The 19,803-nt window shown below is 60.7% G+C and carries 13 protein-coding genes; 8 read left to right on the forward strand and 5 right to left on the reverse strand.

The features are described from left to right. Nucleotides 1-40: 40 nt before the first annotated feature. The 3 genes from HUV26_RS08180 to HUV26_RS08190 form a co-directional block, all read right to left on the reverse strand. Nucleotides 41-874 carry a transporter substrate-binding domain-containing protein gene (locus HUV26_RS08180; protein WP_174409635.1) on the reverse strand — a complete coding sequence of 278 codons (834 nt, stop codon included), beginning with the start codon at nt 872-874 and terminating at the stop codon, nt 41-43. Between the two features lie 42 nt (nt 875-916). Continuing rightward, nucleotides 917-1,753 carry an amino acid ABC transporter permease gene (locus HUV26_RS08185; protein ID WP_174409636.1) on the reverse strand — a complete coding sequence of 279 codons (837 nt, stop codon included), beginning with the start codon at nt 1,751-1,753 and terminating at the stop codon, nt 917-919. A gap of 244 nt (nt 1,754-1,997) precedes the next feature. Further along, nucleotides 1,998-3,587 carry a methyl-accepting chemotaxis protein gene (locus tag HUV26_RS08190; protein WP_174409637.1) on the reverse strand — a complete coding sequence of 530 codons (1,590 nt, stop codon included), beginning with the start codon at nt 3,585-3,587 and terminating at the stop codon, nt 1,998-2,000. A 1,121-nt stretch (nt 3,588-4,708) separates the two neighbouring features. Between HUV26_RS08190 and HUV26_RS08195 the strand changes: the two genes are divergently transcribed. The 6 genes from HUV26_RS08195 to epsC all read left to right on the forward strand — a co-directional run bounded on the left by HUV26_RS08195 (nt 4,709) and on the right by epsC (nt 11,213). Next, nucleotides 4,709-5,704 carry an HD-GYP domain-containing protein gene (locus HUV26_RS08195; protein WP_243451318.1) on the forward strand — a complete coding sequence of 332 codons (996 nt, stop codon included), beginning with the start codon at nt 4,709-4,711 and terminating at the stop codon, nt 5,702-5,704. Between the two features lie 49 nt (nt 5,705-5,753). Continuing rightward, nucleotides 5,754-6,746 carry an HD-GYP domain-containing protein gene (locus tag HUV26_RS08200; RefSeq protein WP_174409638.1) on the forward strand — a complete coding sequence of 331 codons (993 nt, stop codon included), beginning with the start codon at nt 5,754-5,756 and terminating at the stop codon, nt 6,744-6,746. A 268-nt stretch (nt 6,747-7,014) separates the two neighbouring features. Beyond that, on the forward strand, nt 7,015-7,860 hold the full coding sequence (gene nifU / locus HUV26_RS08205) for a Fe-S cluster assembly protein NifU (RefSeq protein WP_174409639.1): 846 nt from the start codon (nt 7,015-7,017) through the stop codon (nt 7,858-7,860). Next, nucleotides 7,857-9,050 carry a cysteine desulfurase NifS gene (gene nifS, locus HUV26_RS08210; protein ID WP_174409640.1) on the forward strand — a complete coding sequence of 398 codons (1,194 nt, stop codon included), beginning with the start codon at nt 7,857-7,859 and terminating at the stop codon, nt 9,048-9,050. The genes nifU and nifS overlap by 4 nt, the downstream gene beginning before the upstream one ends. A gap of 222 nt (nt 9,051-9,272) precedes the next feature. Further along, nucleotides 9,273-10,211, forward strand: coding sequence for a cysteine synthase A (gene cysK / locus HUV26_RS08215; RefSeq protein WP_174409641.1), 939 nt, complete (start codon nt 9,273-9,275; stop codon nt 10,209-10,211). Between the two features lie 45 nt (nt 10,212-10,256). After that, nucleotides 10,257-11,213 carry a serine O-acetyltransferase EpsC gene (gene epsC / locus HUV26_RS08220; RefSeq protein ID WP_174409642.1) on the forward strand — a complete coding sequence of 319 codons (957 nt, stop codon included), beginning with the start codon at nt 10,257-10,259 and terminating at the stop codon, nt 11,211-11,213. 118 nt (nt 11,214-11,331) lie between these two features. Here the strand turns inward: epsC and HUV26_RS08225 are convergent, their stop codons facing one another. Beyond that, complete coding sequence (locus tag HUV26_RS08225; RefSeq protein WP_174409643.1) at nt 11,332-11,937, reverse strand: hypothetical protein; 606 nt, start codon at nt 11,935-11,937, stop codon at nt 11,332-11,334. Nucleotides 11,938-12,381: 444 nt separating this feature from the next. On the opposite strand from HUV26_RS08225, the gene HUV26_RS08230 reads away from it, so the two are divergent. Beyond that, nucleotides 12,382-16,191 (forward strand): DUF748 domain-containing protein, encoded by a 3,810-nt coding sequence (locus HUV26_RS08230; RefSeq protein WP_174409644.1) that lies wholly within the window; start codon nt 12,382-12,384, stop codon nt 16,189-16,191. Between the two features lie 134 nt (nt 16,192-16,325). On the opposite strand, the gene HUV26_RS08235 is transcribed toward HUV26_RS08230, so the two are convergent. Beyond that, on the reverse strand, nt 16,326-18,755 hold the full coding sequence (locus HUV26_RS08235; RefSeq protein WP_174409645.1) for a Lon protease family protein: 2,430 nt from the start codon (nt 18,753-18,755) through the stop codon (nt 16,326-16,328). Between the two features lie 299 nt (nt 18,756-19,054). Here HUV26_RS08235 and HUV26_RS08240 point away from each other — a divergent pair, with 299 nt between their 5' ends. After that, nucleotides 19,055-19,801 carry a TIGR04283 family arsenosugar biosynthesis glycosyltransferase gene (locus HUV26_RS08240; RefSeq protein WP_174409646.1) on the forward strand — a complete coding sequence of 249 codons (747 nt, stop codon included), beginning with the start codon at nt 19,055-19,057 and terminating at the stop codon, nt 19,799-19,801. The last annotated feature ends 2 nt before the right edge of the window (nt 19,802-19,803 follow it).

The following is a 19,803-nucleotide window of genomic DNA, read 5'->3' on the forward strand; positions in this document are numbered from 1 at the left end:
GGCCGGCTTCTCCGGCCGTCGCATGGGAATTGTTATGAATCTACTTGAGGCGCGCAGCCCATTCCACGGTTTCGAACCAGTAGTGCTTGCGTTCAGCCAGCCAGCCCTGTGCTTCCTTTTGGCGTATCCAGTTATCCAGCACGTTCAGGGTGTCCGGGTCGCCCTTGCGCACGGCAAAGGCCACGGGTTCGGAAGTGAAGGTGCCCTGCACGGGCATGAACAGTTTGTCTGGGTGCTCTGCCGCACTGTGCGCGGGCAGAGGTGCGCTGGCCACAAATGCATGAACGCGGCCCGAGAGCAGTTCCTGCATGCACTGGGTCTCCTTGTCGAAGAGGCGCAGCGTGGCCTTGGGGAAGAACTGCTTGGCGGCGGTGGCAGGGGTGGAGCCTATGCGCGCCACGATGATCACGTCCTGGCTGTTGAAGTCATCCAGCGAATCGAATCCGGCAGCCGTGGTTTTGCTGGCCACCAGCGCCATGCCCGTGGTGTCGTAGGGGATGGTGAAGTTGACCTTCATGTTGCGCTCTGTGGTCACGCTCATGCCGCCGATGATGACATCGAACTTGTCAGACAGCAGGGCGGGGATGATGCCCGACCAGCTTGTGGGAACGAACTCCATGCGTACGCCGAGATCCTGTGCCAGCTGGGTCATGACATCCACCTCAAAACCGATGTATTCGCCGGTTTTGTCCGTCATGGCCCATGGCACGAAGGTGGAGAATCCCACGCGCAGGGTTCCGCGTTCCAGCACCTTGGAAATGACGCTGGCATCGCGCAGTGCGTGGGTGGCGTCTTTGGCGTGGGCCTGCGGAAGCAGGAGGCAGGCCAGCAGCAGGGCCGCAAATAACAGGGTGGAGGCGATTCTAAGAGGCATGGGCCTACTCCTTTGGGGTTTGCCGTTCCGGAGAGCGGATTTTCAGATCGCTTCTGATGGCTTGAGCCGTTTTTCCATGGCCCGCGCCGTAAAAGACAGGCCAAGATTGATTGCCAGATAGATGGCGGCAATGGTGAACCATATTTCAAAGGTGAGAAAGGTTTCCGCGATGATGGCCTGCCCCTGCATGGTCATGTCGAAGATCGAAATGGTGGCCACAAGGGCGGAATCCTTCACCAATGAGATGGATTGTCCGGTCAGGGGCGGCAGCACGTTGCGCACGGCCTGCGGCAGGATGACCTTCCGGTAGGTGGCTGCGGTGGTCATGCCCAGACTGTACGAGGCTTCCCATTGTCCTTTGGGTACGCTCTGCATGCCTGCACGGAATATTTCTGCCATGTAGGCCCCTTCGAACAGCGACAGGGCGAGCACGGCCGATGCGAACGCGCCCATGCCCAGCACCGGGGAAAAGACGAAATAGAGCACGTATAATTGTATGAGCAGCGGCGTGTTGCGGATGCCGTGTATGTAGGTGACGGCCACGGCGCGGCCAACCATGGAGGGGGAGCGGGTCAGCAGCATGGCGGCAAGGCCGAACAGCAGGGCAAGGCCCATGGCGCAGGCGGTTATATGCAACGTGACGAGTAGGCCTGCCATGAGCGGCCCCCAGTGCAGGGTGCCTTCGCGTATGGTGAACAGGTAGCGGGGAACCCGGTACCATTGCCAGTCGTAACCCAGCCCTTCAGCCCCGGCGGCCATGCACCAGACGAGGCCCGCCATCACCAGCAGATACTGAAAAACATCCCATGCCGGCGAACGGTGCTCCGCGCTGGCAAGGGCGAGCGCCCTGCGCAGCCGTGTACGCGAAAATGAGGCCATTTGAAGGATGTACAGCTTTTGCCGGTGTTCGCCAAGCGGTTATTCCGTCATGCCCGCAGGATACAAAGAAAGACGGGAGTGAGATGCGTCTTGTTACGTCGGTCGGCGGCCTGCCGGGTCTGCCTGTGTGGCGAGGGCACGGGCGCGGAGGGGGGAACGGTTTCGTGCAGATGGCCCAACGGAGCAAGGGCGCTCCGCACTGGAGCGCCCTTGTGATGGATTAAACCGGGATGAGCGGCTTTTCTCAGTTTTCTATGCGTTCGATGATTTCCCTGAGCTGCGCGGAACGTTTGGCCAGTTCGCGTATGCCCATGGTGGCGGCGTTCAGTTCCGCAGCCGCCTGCTGTGAGATGTTCTTCACCTCATCCACGGCCTGATTGATGTGCTCGCTGGTGGCGGACTGCTGTTCGGCTGCGGTGGCGATTGCCTGCACCTGATCGGAGGTGTCGTTCACCAGATGGACGATGGCCTTGAGGGCTTCGCCCGAGGCGGCAGAGAGCGAGCGGGAGCGCTCCACGGCTTTGACGGCGGAATCCACGCTCTGCGTGTTCTGGCGCGTACCTTCCTGAATGGCCTGAATGGCGCTGCCCACTTCCTTGGTGGCGGTCATGGTTTTTTCCGCCAGCTTGCGCACCTCGTCTGCGACCACGGCAAAGCCCCGGCCCGCCTCGCCTGCGCGGGCGGCTTCTATGGCCGCGTTCAGGGCAAGAAGGTTGGTCTGGTCCGCAATGTCGGTGATGACGTTCATGACCTGCCCGATGCCCTCGGCCCTGGTGCCCAGTTCACCCATGCTTGTGCGCAGCGCTTCGGACTGGCGGGCCACCTCCGCGATAGCGTTCATGGCCTCTGCCACAACGGACGAGCCTTCCTGCGCCTTGCTGCGCGCCTCGGTGGCCTGTTCTGCGGCGGTGGAGGCATTGCGCGCCACCTCGTACACGGCGGCATTCATTTCTTCCATGGCGGTGGCTGTGTCTATGGCGCGCTCTGTCTGGCGGTCCACCTCGTTGCTTGTGTGCTCCACCTGCGCGGAGATTTCCTGCGCAAGGCGGGCCACATCCGTGGATACGCCCTCAGATTCCTGTGCTGCCCGCGAAATGGCTTCGTTCTTGGCCAGAATTTCTGCCTCGCGGGTGCGCAGCTCTGTGAGATCCTGATAAATACACAGCGCGCCCATGAGTTCGCCGTTCAGGTCGAACAACGGCGAGGCGTGTATGAACAGAGTGCGTTTGCCGCCCTTGCGGCCTGTAAATTCTACTTCTCGCGCGGTGACGGTATGATTTTCCAGACTGTCGCGCAGCACGGTGCGGCGCGAGGCATCGCCGTAAAAGAAGTGGGCCACGTTCTGCCCGTAGTAATCCTCCGGCTTGCCGTCGTGCTGGAGAATTTTGATAAGCGAAGCGTTGGTGTAGGTGAGTTTTTCTTTGGTATCCACCACCACGAAGGGGGTGTCTATGCCTTTGAGTACGCCCTGCGCGAAGCCGAGGTTGTGCTTGAGGCGCGTGATGAGCGACTCAAGGGCGAGGCGCATTTCGGCAAGTTCATCCGAGCCGCCGCAGGCGAAACAGACGGTGTAATCGCCGTCCAGAACGCGTTCCACGCCCTGCCGGATTTCCCTGAGCGGGCCGGTTATCCGCTGCACAAGCAGGACGGAAAGTGGAAGAATAAGGAAGAGCAGCGCGGCAACAGCGCAACCCGCCACAACGGAAACCGTGGAAACAGCCACCACATCACCCGTTGCGGAAAGCCATAACCAACCGAACCCCCCGAAGACCATTGCCAGCACAACACCCACCAGCGTGAAAATGAGAGCTTTTACGGAAACCCCTTTCAGCATGAGCAACTCCTTATACGTTACGACACGGTTGGTACGCTACACCCCTTCAACCATGATCGTCTCATCTCTCTATCGTCCGAACGCCCATTTGCTTAACAGGCTGTTGAAAAAAGGTTACCTGCTGCACTGCCGCGAACTGTGTCCTCCCCAGGGGCAGTTTCGAAGATGGCAGGTCTGTATTTTTTTAATGCGTTGCATTGTCCAAATGCTGCATGACTGCAGAAATGGAATGGCAGGCCGCGTTACATGATCCGTGTCCTCTCTTACGCCGGAGCGGACTCCCCACGCGCATAAGCAAGTTGCGGGCCATACTCCCGCTATCTGCCGCACGGTCCTTCTGAAAGGGTCGGAAGGGGGCCGCAGGGCTCCATAGGATTCCATAGGAAGCAGGCGATACCGGGAGAGGGTGTCCGTTCTCCGGGGCCGCGTCTCGTACTGCCGCGGTATTGGGGGAAAGCAGCCGTCCTTAGCAGCGGTTTGGCAGCGGTTTGGCAGCTACGGGCCGGAGGACGCTGCATGATGGTTGCCTTGCAGGAGAACGACTCCTGCTTTCGATTTCTCACAATATGCATACCGGGTACCGGTTTGTTGCAAAATTATGTCTGATTTACTGGAAATAGTACTCTGTTTCCACAAAAATGGACAGTCCTTTCCTGAGGCCGCGTGACGTTTCAGCGTCTTGTGCGTGACATGACCATTGCCGCCGGAGGCACGGAATACGCGGTGCGGAGAGGTGCGCGGCCTAATTGCAGGGCACGGTGGAGCGCGGACGTTTTTGGACGAAGAGGTATGAGAGATACGTTGGTTTGCGCAGTATCTAGACAATATCTTGAAAGCGCGCTACTGCTTGAAAAAGCACGGTGTTTCCGGTTCGGGGTGCGGGAGATGCTTTCTTCAGGGGGGTGGGCGTTTAGAGGTTGGAACCTTTGGCGTAGAAGCTGCATCCCGGCGCGAGCCGGTATGGAACATTGCCTGCATCGGGCGGGGTGTTTCCGGCGAAAAGGAGCAATATGGCGGAAGCTCGGGGCAGAGAGACCGTGCCGCGGGGAACATCTTGTTCCCGCCCGGGAGGTGAACCCGCTCCGGGGGCTTTCGTATCTACGCCATCTGCAAGGAGTTCCATGGCCAGTACGGCAGAAATGTCAGCCCCTTCGGGAGAAGGTGGCTTTTTCAGTGTTTCCCCGCTCATGATTTTTCCCTCCGTCATGGGGTCTTTCAGTGTCTACCTGCGCCAAGGCAGCGAATACGTCCTGTACACGGGTGCTGAAGAGGTATTTACCGAGCGGCACAAGCGGGTGCTCTACGAGAACGGCGTACGCGAGGTATTTGTCCGGCAGAAGCACAAGGAGTCGTATACCCGTTATGTGGAAGAGAATCTGGGGCACATCCTGCTGGATGATTCCATTCCTCTGCGCGAGCGGGCAGGACTGTTTTACAAGGTTTCCGCCGAGGCACTGGAGGATGTTTTTGAGTCCCGCCTTCCCGGCAAGGTCGGCGAGGAACAGTACGACCGCATCCACAGCTTTGTGAATCAGGCCGTGCGGTTTCTGTGCCTTGAAAACTCGCTCAAAGCCGTGGGCGAGTTCATTGCCCACGACTACAAGACCTATACGCACTGCGTGAACGTGTTCGTTTATACCACCACCCTGCTGCAGACCTATGGACTTGACGAGGAAATGCTGGTGCGCTGCGGCATAGGGGCCATGCTGCATGATGTGGGCAAGACCCGCATTCCCCGGCTGATTCTGAACAAGCCGGGCAAGCTGGACCCGGACGAGCGGCGTATCATCAGCAAGCATCCCACTCTGGGGCTTGCCTCGTGCACACGCATGCCTCTTGCGCAGGAGGCCATGAACATCATCCTTTTCCATCATGAAAAGATGAACGGCAGCGGGTATCCCGCCGGACTCATGGCGGAGGAGATTCCGCTGCCCGTGCGTGTGGTGACCATTGCCGATATATACGATGCCCTGACCTCAGACCGTCCGTATGCAGATGCCCGGCGTCCCTTTGAGGTGCTGGAGCTTATGCGGGCCACCATGGCACAGGATCTGGACATGGAAGTGTTCAAACGGTTCATCATGATGCTTTCCGGCGCAAGGCTGGTGGGTCTGTGAGATCGGCGCAGCAGACAGGTGCGGGCTTCGGCTCCCAAGGCAGGCAGGTATGACGCAGGCTGCATTTGTACAGCCGCGGGAAACCCGCGACGACGAATTCTTTGCCGTGCCGCCGGCCATGCTGCTGCGGGGGATGCGCGGAGCCTTCAGCCTGTATCTGAAGCAGGGGCGGGAGTATGTGCTGTATACGCACGCGGGTGAGGAATTTGACGAGCGGCACCAGCGGGTGCTTATGGCTTCCGGCGTGCAGTGCGTGTTTGTGCGGGAGCATGAAAGGCCCGAATACCGCCAGCACGTGGTGGACAATCTGGGCCGCGTGCTTGGTGACGAAAACATTCCGCTGCCGACGCGGGCGCAGATTTTCTACGAAGCCTCCCTCGAAGTGGTGGAGGATATCTTTGCCAACAAGCTGCCCCCCACCATACGGCGCGAGCAGTTTAACCGGGTGTTCGAATTTGTGACCAAGGGCGTGAGTTTTCTGACACTGGAAAACTCCATCCGCACCATGGCTTCGCTTATCGCCCACGACTACCACACCTTTTCGCACTCCCTGCATGTGTTCATCTACTCGCAGGTCATTTTGCAGACCTATGGGTTTGATGACCGCAATCTGGTGCAGTTCGGCCTCGGAGCCATGCTGCACGACATAGGCAAGACCTTCATCGACGAGAGTATTCTCAACAAGCCCGGTCCGCTTTCGTGGGAGGAGCGCGGCGTGGTGAACGAGCATCCCGTGCTCGGGGCGGGGGCATGCACCCTTATGCCTCTTTCGCAGGATGCGCTGAACTGCGTGCTTTTTCATCACGAAAAGATGGACGGCACGGGCTACCCCTGCGGGCTGAAAGGCGAGGAGATTCCTCTGCCCGTGCGCGCCGTGACCATTGCGGATATCTACGATGCCCTGTGCTCCGAACGGCCCTATGCCCGTGCGCGCAACGCGTTTCAGGTGCTGCGCATCATGCGGGATGAAATGGGGCATGGGCTGGATTTGGACGTTTTTGCCCGGTTTGTGCGTATTTTGAGCGGCGCGGGCATGGTCTGAGTGCTGAAACCGGAAACAGGACAGTGAATGCGGGCCGAAAGGGCCCTTTTTTTACGCCTTGAAGAAGGCTTTTTCATGCAGTTACGCCAATCCGGACCGGATTAGTCCAAAAAAACGAGCGATGCCCCTTCCCCCGTGGGGTCTGCGGTGTTATATGCCAAAGGTGCGCCGCAACACGCCGGAGAAAAGGTTTCTTCCGGCGTGTTGGACGCGCGGCGCGGCGGCGTATGATCGCCGGGCCTTACAAGCACTACCGGAGGGTCACCATATGTGGGAATACACCGACAAGGTCCGTGAACATTTTCTGAACCCCAGAAACGTGGGGGAAATTGCAGACGCGGATGCCGTGGGAGAAGTGGGCAGCCTTGCGTGCGGAGACGCGCTCAAGCTGTTCCTTAAGATAGACGAGCACGAACGCATTGTGGAAGCGAAGTTTCAGACCTTCGGCTGTGCAAGCGCCATCGCCTCATCCTCCGCGCTGACGGAGATGCTTATCGGCAAGACGGTTGCCGAGGCGGAGAAGATAACCAACAAGGATATCGCCGCGTTTCTGGGCGGACTGCCCAAGGAAAAGATGCACTGCTCCGTTATGGGACAGGAGGCACTGGAAGCCGCCATCAAAGGCTGGCGCGGCGAGGTGGTGGAGCAGCACGAGCACGAGGGCGAACTGGTCTGCAAATGTTTTGGCGTGACGGACGAACAGATTTTGCGCGCCATACGCGAGAACAACCTGACCACGGTGGAGGAAGTGACCCACTTCACCAAGGCGGGCGGTGGCTGCGGCGACTGCATTCCCGACATTCAGCGGCTGGTGGATCAGGCGCTTGGCAAGGTGGCTGCCTGCGAGGTGCCCGAAGCCAAGCCCAAGCCGCTTACCAATGTGCAGCGTATGCAACTGGTAGTGAAGACCCTTGAGGAAGAAGTGCGCCCCAGTTTGCAGAAGGACGGGGGCGACATTGAGCTTGTGGATATTGACGGGCACACCGTTACCGTGGCGCTGCGCGGCATGTGTACGCGGTGTCCTTCCAGCCAGCTGACGCTGAAGGGCTTTGTGGAGCGCACCTTGCGCGAGCATGTGGAGCCGGAAATAACCGTGGTGGAGGCAGGCGCATGAGAACCGTATATCTGGACAACAACGCCACCACGCAGGTGGACCCGGAAGTTCTGGAAGCCATGATGCCCTTCCTGACGGACCTGTACGGCAACCCTTCCAGCATGCACCGGTTCGGCGGACAGGTGGGGCGGCATATCGTGCAGGCAAGGGAACAGGTGGCGGCTGCCATAGGCGCACAGCCTGAAGAAATTCTCTTTACCGCCTGCGGCACAGAAAGCGACAACACCGCCATTTGGTCCGCCCTGCATTCCCAGAAGGAGAAGAAGCACATCATTACCACCCGTGTGGAGCATCCCGGCGTGCTTAATCTGGTGCAGCATCTTGAAAAGCGGGGCTACGAGGCCACCTATCTGGGTGTGGACGCCAAGGGGCGGCTGGACCTTGACGAGTTGCGTGAGGCCATCCGCAAGGATACGGCGCTGGTTTCCGTGATGTATGCCAACAACGAAACGGGCGTGCTGTTCCCCATGGAAGAGATTGCCCGGATAGTGAAGGAACGCGGCGTGCAACTGCACACCGACGCTGTGCAGGCTGTGGGCAAGGTGCCTGTGAATGTGGCGGAATTGCCCGTGGATTTTCTGGCGCTTTCCGGCCACAAGCTGCATGCCCCCAAGGGCGTGGGCGCGCTGTACGTGCGCAAGGGCACGCCGTTCCGTCCCTTCCTGCGGGGGGGGCATCAGGAACGCGGTCGCCGCGCCGGGACGGAAAACACCGCCTCCATTGTGGCGCTGGGCAAGGCGTGTGAATTGGCGGCCATGAATATGGCTGAGGAGCGCACCCGCGTGAAGGCCCTGCGCGACAGGCTGGAGGCAGGGCTGCTTGCCGCCATTCCTGATTCCATGGTGAACGGCGACACAGAGAACAGGTTGCCCAACACGACATCCGTTGCCTTTAAGTACGTGGAAGGGGAGGCCATTCTGCTGCTCATGGACGGCCACGGCATATGCGCCAGTTCCGGTTCCGCCTGCACATCGGGCAGTCTTGAACCTTCGCACGTGCTGCGTGCCATGGGCGTGCCCTTTACGTACGCGCACGGCTCCATACGCTTCAGCCTGAGCCGTTTTAACACGGACGAAGATGTTGCTCTGGTGCTGCGGGAACTGCCGCCCATCATCAAGCGGCTGCGCGATATGTCGCCCTTCCGCGAGGGGCAGGAACCCAAGGGCGAAAAGCCTGCCTGCGGCTGCTGAACAGGCCCGCCTGAACAAGGATTTTGAAGGGGTCGGACAGAGGTGTCCGGCCCCTTTTCTTCTTCATGGAAAGAGCTTACGGTGGCCGGTATCGCGCCACATGCCCGCGCCGTATCGTGCATACAGTACGCCCGGACAGCGTCCGCAGCGTGTCAGGCACCGCGAACAGCCACGCACAACCCCATCGCGGACCACGGTCCGCCACAGGAAAAGGAGCCAACGGTGAAGATAGCACAATCCATGCTCGATCTTATTGGACGGACCCCGCTGGTGCGGCTGAACCGCGTTTCTGAAGGGTGCGGCGCGGAACTTGTGGGCAAGCTGGAGTACTTTAATCCCTGCAGTTCCGTGAAGGACCGCATAGGGTACAACATGGTGCTGGCGGGTGAGCGCGAGGGGCGCATACACAAGGATACGCTCATTGTGGAACCCACCAGCGGCAATACGGGACTTGGGCTGGCGTTTGCCTGCGCTGTGCGGGGCTATCGGCTGGTGCTGACCATGCCTGAATCCATGAGCAATGAGCGCAAGGCGCTGCTGCGCGGGTTCGGGGCGCAGCTTGTGCTTACCCCGGCAGCCAAGGGAATGCGGGGAGCCATTGCCGAGGCGGAGCGCATTGTGGCGGAAACGCCCGGAGCCTTCATGCCCCAGCAGTTCTGCAACAGGGCCAACCCGGAAATTCACCGGCTGACCACGGCGGAAGAGATTTGGCAGGATACGGACGGGGCGGTGGATATTTTTGTCTCCGGCGTGGGGACCGGCGGCACCATCACGGGAGCAGGGGCGCGGCTCAAGGAGCTGAATCCGGCCCTGCGCTGCATTGCTGTGGAGCCTGACGCCTCGCCGGTGCTTTCCGGCGGAGAGGCTGGACCGCACGCCATACAGGGTATCGGCGCGGGCTTTGTGCCGGAGGTTCTGGACAGAAGCGTCATTGACGAGGTATTTCGCGTGACCAACGAGCAGGCATTGAGCATGGCACGCCGTCTGCTGCGCGAAGAGGGCATTTTGTGCGGCATATCCTCCGGAGCCATAGCCCATGCGGCCATTGAGGTTGCCAAGAGGCCGGAAAACAAGGGCAAGCGCATTGTGTTCATCGTCTGCGACACAGGGGAAAGGTATCTTTCCACTGCGCTGTTCGCAGATGCCCAGCAGACTGCGTAGTGCTTTTGGGGACGGCGCGCAGAGACGTTATTTAAGGACAGGTATATGAAGAAGAGTCAGTTCACACCGGAAGAATTGCAGGGTATGCCCCAACTGGAAGCGGTAGTGGATGAACTGTGCGCCCCGGAATCGTATGAGGCTGTGTATCATCAGTCTCTGCACGGTGCGCCCATGCCCTCCACGGAGGCTCTCGCGGAAGTTGTGGAGCGCCTGAAGGCGGCTCTGTTCCCCGGATATTACGGGCCTGCGCGGGTGGTGCTGCAGTCCATGCGTTACCATCTTTCCGCCAATCTGGACTCCATTTACCGGCTGCTTTCCGAGCAGATACGCCGGGGCGGATGCTTTATCTGCGCGGAATTTGCCAACGACTGCACCTCGTGCGAGCGCTATTCGCACGAGACTGCCATGCGGTTTCTGCAACGGCTGCCGGAAATCCGCCGTGTTCTTGCCACGGACGTGCGTGCCGCCTTTGAAGGGGACCCGGCTGCCAAAAGTCCCGGCGAGACTATTTTCTGCTATCCTTCCATCACAGCCATGATTCATCACCGTATCGCCCATGAGCTGTACCGGCTGGATGTGCCCATCATTCCGCGCATTATAAGCGAGATGGCCCATTCCAAGACCGGCATAGACATTCATCCCGGTGCGCAGATAGGCGAAGAGTTTTTCATTGACCACGGAACCGGTGTGGTGGTGGGCGAAACCTGCATCATCGGCAGAGGCTGCCGACTGTATCAGGGGGTGACGCTGGGCGCGCTTTCTTTCCCCAAGGACGGCGACGGAAAGCTGGTCAAGGGCACGCCGCGCCATCCCATTCTGGAGGACAACGTGACTGTGTACGCGGGAGCCACGGTGCTGGGACGCATTACCATAGGCACGGGTACCATCATAGGCGGCAACGTGTGGGTGACCCATGATGTGCCTGCCGGGTCCAAGCTGGCGCAGGCCCGCTCTTCCGTTGCCGAGAGCAGCGACAAGATGGTGGCCAACGGCAGACGCTGAACGTGCCGTAAACTGAACATGGAAAAGTCCCCCGTCCTGCATAAGGGCGGGGGACGTTTTTTGGCAAAGAAGAGCAGCGCGATTACGCGTAGTTATTGATGCGGGAACGGCTATGCCCTTACAGCATGCTCCGCATACGCTGCATGCGTACTTCCCGCGCGGCAATATCCGCACTGTGCGGGTGGCCTTGGGGCAGGAGAACGTCCAGCCCGCGCCGGGTGTACACATCAAGCCTTTCCAGCGCGCCGTGCGTGAGCAGGAGGGCGTGGTCCGGATGGCACAGCATGGCATGCAGCGTGCCGGGATCGGGCACCGGGGAGGAGGTGAGGCGGCCTGCGTAATCGGGAATTCCTGCCATGGCGGGAGCGTTGCAGGCGAGCAGATCGCCCAGCATCTGTCGCAGCCAGCCCGGCTCCGCAAAGGCGATGCCGGAAGGAAGGATGAGCGAGTAGGGGGCCTCTACCGCCGCAAGCAGGTCCATGAGCGCGGCGGCGGGAGCCACCGGGGTATCTGCGGTCTGCAAATTATGGATGGTGCCCGCTGTATGCAGTTCGTGCAGATGCAGGGCGTATGCGGTATTGCCGGAATAGTCTGCCACAGACAGCGCGTGCGGATATCCTGCCGTGGGCAGGCAGCCCAGCGTGGCGCGCAGGTGCTCCGGGGGCCCTTCGTGGTGGATGGCCACGTGCATGGGGGCGGTGGTTTTGGTGATGATGGTATGCATGGCTGGCTCCGGGAAAAAAGTGCGTGTGTCTTCCTGTATGGGAAGTGTATGCATGTTCCGGGCCATGCCGGGCCTCGTCAGGTCATGTGGGGTCATGTCAGGCTCTGCCGGGTCATGCCGGGCCATGCTGGGTCATGACGGATTCAGCACCGGAACGTACTGTCCATCGGGGTTCCGGGAGAGAGAACGGGCTGATGATACGTGCAGGCGCAGGTCTTGGGCCACAGACGTAGCCGGAAGCAGGGCGCAACGATGCGCGACGGCGGGCAACGGCAGGCAGCAGAAGGCAAAGAGCGGTCTATCCATACTGGCAATAATCCCCGGAATGATGTAGAGTTATGGATGATGTCGGCCTGTCTGTACGGGGCAGTCGGCCTCTTTACAGAATTCTGACCGCCGCCGCGGCACCTTGCAGGGGCCGGAGGCGCAGACAAGGGGATTGGCATGGTTACGTTTCACCAATGCAGGGAGTGGGTGCGCGCACGGCTGGGCAGGCGTTCGCGCATGGTCATCATCGTCTGCGCTGCGCTGTTCCTTGTGTATGTGGCGGCGGGTTTTCTTGCAGCAGGACCTGTGCTGCGATCTGTGCTTACTCAGGCTCTGACGGAGCATCTGCACCGCGAAACATCCATAGGGGCGGTGCGCGTGAATCCGCTGACCTACCGGGTGCAGGTGGAAGACCTTGCCGTGGCGCAGAAGGAAGGCGAAGGGGTCATGGTGGCGTTTGACCTTCTGGACATGCGTTTGCACGCCCTTTCGCTTTTTAAGCTGGCACCGGTGCTCAGCCATCTGCGGCTGGTGAATCCGCAGGTGGACGTGGCGTTTCTCGGGGAGAACGAGTTTTCTTTCTCCGATCTTATTGCGCCGGCGCAGGAGACGGAGAACCCGCACGAAGGGAACGCGACCAGGGAGAGCGGCGGCGTTTTTCCGTTCCGTGTGAACAATCTGGCTGTGCAGAACGGCACGGTCACCTTCCGCGATATGCCGCGCAAGGTGACGCATGTGGTTTCTGAACTGGATTTCAGCGTGCCGTTTACTTCCAGCCTGCGCGGTGACGCGGAGGAGTATGTGGAGCCTTCGCTGAAGGCGTTGGTGAACGGGCAGCCCGTGGCGGCGGTGGGAAGGACGAAGCCCTTTGACAGAACGCTGGTGACGGAATTTGTTTTTGAGACCGAGGCGCTGGATCTTGCGCGTTACTGGGAATATGTGCCGGTAAAGACGCCGCTGCGTCTGGTTTCCGGCACCTGTACGGCGGCGGTGACCATGCGGTTCAGCCGTCCGGATGAGGAACACACGCAGATGGATGTTTCCGGCATGGTCAAGCTTGCAGATGTGCAGGTGACGGCCAAGGGCAAGGAGCAGCCCGTGCTGGGTTTCTCGCTGTTCTCTGTGGATGTGGAGTCGTTCTCCCTGTATGAGGGGCTGCTCTCTGTCCGCGAAGTGCGGCTGGAATCGCCGGTGGTGCGTGCGGGCAGGGATGCGGCGGGAACGCTGGACTGGGCGGGCTATCTGCCTTCCGGTACTGCGGGAGATGTGAAATCGGCCGGTCCTTCCCTGCAGGCAGATATAAAGCGGGTGGCTGTGCGTGCCGGACGAGTGGAGTGGCAGGACCGTGCGGTGCCGGGGGGATTTTCTAAGCGGGTGCAGCCTGTTGTGCTTACCGCAACCAACCTGACCACCCGAAAGGGCGCAGCGGCGGGGCTGGACCTTGCCATTGGCGATAAGGAACGGGTGACGGTGAAGGGGTCTGTTTCGCTGGACCCTGTGCGGGCGGATGTGGATGTGGCGGTTTCCGGCGTGGACCTTGCCGCGTACGGTCCCTACTGGGCCGGATTGCTGCCGCTGAAGGTGGATTCCGGCGTGGCGGGAGTTGCGCTGCATGCTGTGTATGACGCCGGTCTCACATCAAAACAGACGTCTAATCCGGCTGCAGGCCAGAAAATTGATCAGGCATCGGGTAGCACCCCGGACGTGCGGATATCCAAGGCTTCGGCAACGCTGGAGAACCTTGCCCTGCGTAAGGAGGAGAATAAGTCGCCCTCCGTGTCGCTTGAGCGACTTGCCGTGACGGGCGGGCAGATGAATCTGCGGGAGCGCACTGCCTCTGTGGAGCAGGTGCTGCTGGGCAAGCCTGAAGTGCGGGTTGTTCTGTACCCTGCCGGGCTGGATTTGGTGGAGATGTTTGCCGGGCAGGATGCTGCTGCGGCGGGGGGCGGTGGCAAATCTGCAAACGGGGCCGATTCAGGGGCCGGTTCAGGGAGCGGTGAGGATGCAGCCGCATGGCAGGCGCGGGTGGACAGGTTTGTCGTGGAAGAGGGGCGTCTGGCTTTTGTGGACCGCACTCTGCCTTCTCCGGGCCGAATTTTCTTCAATAACCTGACGCTTGCCGTGGAGGGTGTTTCCACCGATCTGGGGCAGCCGCTTCCGCTTTCTTTTTCCGCTGCCGTGGGTGGCGGTTCGGCAGAGCGGGGGAACCGGGGCATGATGCGGGTGGACGGAACCGTGCGTCCGCAGCCTATGGATATTCAGGTGCGGGTGCGGCATGAAAACCTGCCTCTGGCCATTCTGGACCCCTACGTGGGGGCGTATACGGACGTTATGCTGGCAGGGGGCGTGATAAACGCCGATTTGGAAAACCGCGTCTCGCAGGCGGGGGCCGAGGCTCCGCTGCAGTTTGCCTCCAAGGGAAATGCGCGGGTGAACGGGCTGCTGCTGCGCGACTCCGCCGATTCTTCCCACGTGGCGAGCTTTACGTCGCTGGAGGTGCAGAAGTATGCCGCATCCAGTGCGGAATCGAGCATGCGCATTGAGGAGGTGGCCCTGAACGGGCTGCAGGTGGATGCCCGCATGGACAAGGACGGAGTGCTGAATATTCTGCGTCTGCTGCGGATTTCCGGCGGCGCGGAACAGGCGGGCGGCTCCGGCAACGATACGAAGACGCAGGCACCGGAAGCAGCAGTTCAGGCCGGGCAGGTGGCTGCTGCGGAGCAGGCGCAGGAGGCCGGACAGGGGAGTGGACAGGCGGGACTGACACCGCTGTTCCGCTCCATAGGCATAGACAGGGTGCGCGTGAACAACGGTGCCCTGCGCTTCACCGACCGAACGCTCGCGCCACCCTTTACATCTGCCATGACCGAGCTGAACGTGCGTCTGGACGGGCTTTCGCTGGCGGATGATGCCCGCCCCGCCTTTGACCTGACGGCCAAGCTGGACAATCAGCCCCTGTCGCTCAAAGGGGTGGCCAATCCGCTGGTTGTGCCCATCTATTCCGACCTTGCGCTCAAATTGAACGGCATAGACCTTGTGTCTCTGTCTCCCTACGCCCTGCGCAGTCTGGGGTATCCCATTGAACGGGGGCGGCTGTATGCGGACGTGAGCTTTATGACGCAGGATTGGGTGCTCAAGGCACATAACAAGATATTTTTGCAACAGATGCGGCTGGGAGAGAGGGACAGAAGCCCGGGCGCGCCCAATATTCCGGTGCGGCTGGGCCTTGCCCTGCTGGGGGATTCTGCTGGAAATGTGGAGATTGACCTGCCCATTTCCGGCAGGCTGGACGACCCGCAGTTTCTGACCGGAGGCATCATCTTCAAGGCGTTTGTCAACCTGATCTTCAGGGCGGTGACATCGCCCTTTGCCCTGTTGGGTAACATTGTGGGCGGGGTAGGCGGAGACGGCGGGGGAGATGCGCAGTATTCCGTGTTCGACCCCGGTTCTGCCCGACTGAACGAGGAGCAGTTGACCAACTTGCAGACGGTGGCGGATTTTCTGATCAAGAAGCCTGCCATCCGGCTGGAGATTATTGGATACGCAGACCCGCAGGCGGATGCGCGCGGCATGGTGGAACTCGGGTTGCTGCGGGCGGTGCAGGCGGCGCGGCATGACGACCTTTCCCGCCGTCAACGGACAGCCATAGCCGTGGAGGATGTGCAGATTGCGCCGGAAGAGTACGTGGAATATCTGACACAGGCCTACAAGGACGCACCGGAAACGGAAAACGACCCGCGTCCCAGAGGGATGTTCGGCTTCAAGGATGCCACGGTGGAGGAAATGGAGGCGTTTTTGCGCTCCCGCACCACCGTGAGCCCGGCCGATCTGGAAGAACTGGCATCGGCCCGCGCCAAGGCTGTGCAGGAAGCCATTCTGCGTCTGAACCCGGAGCTTGCGCCGCGCGTTTCTCTGGCCGGTGGAAGCAGGAAGGCCCCGGAAAAGGCCGGTGTTCCGGCGCATCGTGCGGAACTGACCGTGCGCTGAGGAGTGTTGTTTGCACAGCGGAAACGCCTGTTACGAATACGCCAGCCACGAATATGTCTGTTGCAAGAAGCTTGAAAAAAATCCCCCCCTGTGCCGATGGGCGCAGGGGGGATGTGCTGTTCTGCGGGGCAGGACTACCGTTTGGACTTGTAGGCCCGTTCGGCCAGCTTGCCCAGTTCGGAGAGTCGCCTGTCCACCTTGTCGAAGATGGAGCCGCGCGTGAAGGTGCCGTCCTTGCGCTGTTTTCCGGCGGTGACACCGGTGAGCAGTTCCATGGCTTCCGTGATGTGGCTGATGGGGTATATGGCGAAGGTTCCGGCCTCTACCGCCGCCACCACTTCCTTTTTGAGCATGAGCTGGTCCACGTTGTCGGCGGGCATGAGCACGCCCTGATCTCCCGTGAGCCCGCGGCGGTTGCAGATATCGTAGAATCCTTCAATCTTGCGGGTCACGCCGCCCACGGCCATGATCTGGCCGGTCTGCGAAACCGCGCCGGTGAAGGCCAGTGACTGGCGCAGCGGCACGGCGGACAGGGCCGAAAGCAGCGCGGCGAGCTCCGCACCGGAGGCGGAATCGCCCTCAATGCCCGCGTAGCTCTGTTCGAAATAGAGCGAGCCGGTCATGACCAGCGGCTTGTTCTGGGCGAACATGCCCAGAAGGTAGCTTTTCAGAATCATCATGGCCTTGGTATGGATGGGGCCGCCCAACTCCGCTTCGCGTTCGAGGTCGATGATGCCGCCGTGTCCCACACCCACGGTGCAGGATATCTGGTGTGGCAGGCCGAATTCGAAATCGCCGTAGAAGCTGACAGCAAGGCCGTTCACCCGGCCCACGGCAACGCCGGAAGTCTGCACCTTGATGAGCTGGCGGTCATAATCCTCCATGAACATCTCTTCATACAGATTGTTGCGGTAGTAGCGGGCCACCAGCGCATCGTGCACGGTTTCCGCGTCTACCACGAGGCGTTTTTTCATGCGCGCAAATGCCGAGGCTTCCAGCATGAGTTCCCGTATCTGCGGGAACCGCAGGGAGAGTTTTCTCTGGTCCTCGATGAGGCGTGAGCCGTAGTCCACCATGCTGGCAAGGCCGGTGCGGTCGAAGGGCAGAAGGTCGCAGTCGTCGATAATGCCCGCCAGACGGTTCAGGTATATGCGCACCCCTTCCGCGTTGCGCGGCATGGATTCGCTCATGTGCGCCTTGATCTTGAAGAGCTTGTGGAAGCGGTCGTCATTCTGCAGCAGGTGTTCGTGGATGTCTTCCGGTCCGATGAGAATGACCTTGAGGTCCAGCATGAGCGGTTCCGGCTCTATGCCCTTGGCCTTGGTGGTATCCTGCCCGTCGCCCGCGTCTTCTATGCGGGCGATGCCGGAGCGTAGGGCGCGCATAAGCCCTTCCCACGCGCCGGTTTGGGAAAGCAGGTCCTCTATGTGCATGACCAGAAAGCCGCCGTTGGCCTGATGGATGGAGCCGGATTTGACCAGCGTGTAGTCCGTGACCAGGGCGCCCATTTCCGATTCGCGCTCTATGCAGCCCAGCAGGTTGGACACGGTGGGGTGGTCGTCCACCACGATGGGCGCGCCTGTGGTTTCCGAGTGGTCCACGAAAAGGTTTATCTCGTACCGGGCGGTTATGTCTTCCGAAGGCAGGGAGGCGAAAATGCTTTCCGGCGTGCCCGCCGGGGCTGCGGGAGCCGCTTCCCGCTGGGCGAACTGTTCGATATTCTCCAGAATGTCGTTCTGCATGGCCGTGAAGAAGGCGGCAAGGTCTTCGCTTTCGCAGGCGGTGAGAAATTTGTCGGTCACGGGGGTCAGGATGTCTTGCAGCACCTCGCGCGCAAGGTCCTGGTCCAGCGAGCGTTCGTCCGTGCGCAGGGCCTGTTCCGCAGTGGACATTTTGCGCATGAGCGCAGACATGACCTGCAGGAGCTTGTCGCCCTTGGTCTTCAGGTTCTGCCGCAGGTCGGTATCCAGACGCTCGAACTCCTCTTCAGAGAGCCGTTTTCCTTCGATGAGCGGATAGAGTGTCATGGCACCGGAATCGTCAAGGTCCATGTTGAACCCTTCGCTCACGGCTACGTCATCCATTTCCTTGAACAGTCTGTCGCGCTCGTCCTGAAAGCGGTCCATGATATGGCTGCGTTTTTTCAGGTAGGCGTCGTTTTCAAACCGCACGGGCAGTTCCTTGCGTACCTTGGTGACAGCCTGCGCTAGTTCGGTCTTCAGCCTGCGTCCCTGACCGGCGGGCAGCGAGATGAGGTCGGGGCTGTCCGGGTCTTCGAAGTTGTTTACGTAGATGAGGTCCGGGGGCGTGGGCATCTTTTCGGCACGGGGGCGAAGAAATTCCTGCAGCATAAAATTGCGGCCAAGGGTGGCACCGCCCGCAAGGTACACGTTGTAGCCGTTGTTATGAATGGAAAGGGCCAGTTCCAGCGCCTGCAAGGCTCTGGGCTGTGGCGTGCGACGGAGCGGCTTGCGGGGAATGCTTTTGCTGTCTTCGTAGGGAAGGCGGGAAGGGTCCAGCGTGGTGCGCAGTTTTTGTGCGGGAAGGGGACGAACGGTACTCATGATGCTCCTGCATGGGAAATGATGATGGCGAATCCGCAGCATAGCGTTTTGGCATCCGCTTGTCACGCGGGGTATGCGGGCATGCCGCGGGCGCACCGGAAATGGCGGGAGTGGGCGCATTGTCCGTTTGTCAGGCGTGGGACTTGGGCGTATGGTATACGCTGTGCCCCTGTTCCGCGTGTTTTCCATGTTCCGCATGTTCCACGTGTTCCGGTACGCGGGGAGGGGGCGGTAAGGGCCAAGTTGCGGCTGCACCAGTATGCGGTGGCTGCGGGATATGCAGCCGGAAAGGGGATAGGATGAGCGCGGCACAAGGATGCTGCCCCGGCAGTGAAGAAGCCCCGGAATTTTCCGTGATTATTCCGGTGTGGCACGAGGCGGAAGGTATAAACGGGCTTGTGGCCCATGTGCGTGCAGCAGCCTGTGGCGAACGGTTGGAGATAGTTGTCTGCGACGGCGCGCCGCAGGCGGATACGCTGGCTGCCCTGCGGGACGGTGAAGTGGTGCGGGTGCGCGCTGCGCAGGGGCGGGCAGCGCAGATGAACGCAGGAGCCCATGCGGCATCGGGCCGGATTCTGCTGTTTCTGCATGCGGACACGCGGCTGCCGCACGGGGCCTTTGCCGCCGTACGGCAGGGGCTGCAGCAGCTTGAAGCCACCGGCAAAGGTGGTGCGGGAGCGTTCCGGCTTGGCATTGAAGGAGCGAGCGGTTTCCTGTATGCCGTTCAGGTGGCCGCGAACCTGCGTAACCGATGGACGCGGACGCCCTATGGTGATCAGGTCCAGTTTTTCCGGGCGGCGTATTTCAGGCTGCTGGGCGGCTATTCCGCCCTGCCGCTCATGGAAGATGTGGACATGATGCGCCGCATCCGCAACAGGGGAGATGCCATTGCCCTGCTGCCGTTATCCGTGAGTACATCCGCGCGGCGCTGGCGGGCGGAAGGAGCGGTGTATTGTTCGCTGCGTAACGTGTGTCTGCGGCTGCTCTATGCGCTGGGGGTTCCGGCGCGGACGCTTTCCCGGTGGTATCTCGCAAGCAAGAGGTAATG

The sequence above is a fragment of the Desulfovibrio psychrotolerans genome (assembly GCF_013340305.1).
GTDB lineage: Bacteria > Desulfobacterota > Desulfovibrionia > Desulfovibrionales > Desulfovibrionaceae > Halodesulfovibrio > Halodesulfovibrio psychrotolerans.

What these genes read in the sequence shown, in the direction of transcription:
- HUV26_RS08230 (WP_174409644.1), top strand. Translation starts at nt 12,382, where the DNA reads ATGGTTACGTTTCACCAATGCAGGGAGTGGGTGCGCGCACGGCTGGGC.
- HUV26_RS08240 (WP_174409646.1), top strand. Translation starts at nt 19,055, where the DNA reads ATGAGCGCGGCACAAGGATGCTGCCCCGGCAGTGAAGAAGCCCCGGAA.
- HUV26_RS08225 (WP_174409643.1), bottom strand. Translation starts at nt 11,937, where the DNA reads ATGCATACCATCATCACCAAAACCACCGCCCCCATGCACGTGGCCATC.
- HUV26_RS08180 (WP_174409635.1), bottom strand. Translation starts at nt 874, where the DNA reads ATGCCTCTTAGAATCGCCTCCACCCTGTTATTTGCGGCCCTGCTGCTG.
- nifS (WP_174409640.1), top strand. Translation starts at nt 7,857, where the DNA reads ATGAGAACCGTATATCTGGACAACAACGCCACCACGCAGGTGGACCCG.
- HUV26_RS08200 (WP_174409638.1), top strand. Translation starts at nt 5,754, where the DNA reads ATGACGCAGGCTGCATTTGTACAGCCGCGGGAAACCCGCGACGACGAA.
- HUV26_RS08235 (WP_174409645.1), bottom strand. Translation starts at nt 18,755, where the DNA reads ATGAGTACCGTTCGTCCCCTTCCCGCACAAAAACTGCGCACCACGCTG.
- epsC (WP_174409642.1), top strand. Translation starts at nt 10,257, where the DNA reads ATGAAGAAGAGTCAGTTCACACCGGAAGAATTGCAGGGTATGCCCCAA.
- nifU (WP_174409639.1), top strand. Translation starts at nt 7,015, where the DNA reads ATGTGGGAATACACCGACAAGGTCCGTGAACATTTTCTGAACCCCAGA.
- HUV26_RS08185 (WP_174409636.1), bottom strand. Translation starts at nt 1,753, where the DNA reads ATGGCCTCATTTTCGCGTACACGGCTGCGCAGGGCGCTCGCCCTTGCC.
- HUV26_RS08190 (WP_174409637.1), bottom strand. Translation starts at nt 3,587, where the DNA reads ATGCTGAAAGGGGTTTCCGTAAAAGCTCTCATTTTCACGCTGGTGGGT.
- HUV26_RS08195 (WP_243451318.1), top strand. Translation starts at nt 4,709, where the DNA reads ATGGCCAGTACGGCAGAAATGTCAGCCCCTTCGGGAGAAGGTGGCTTT.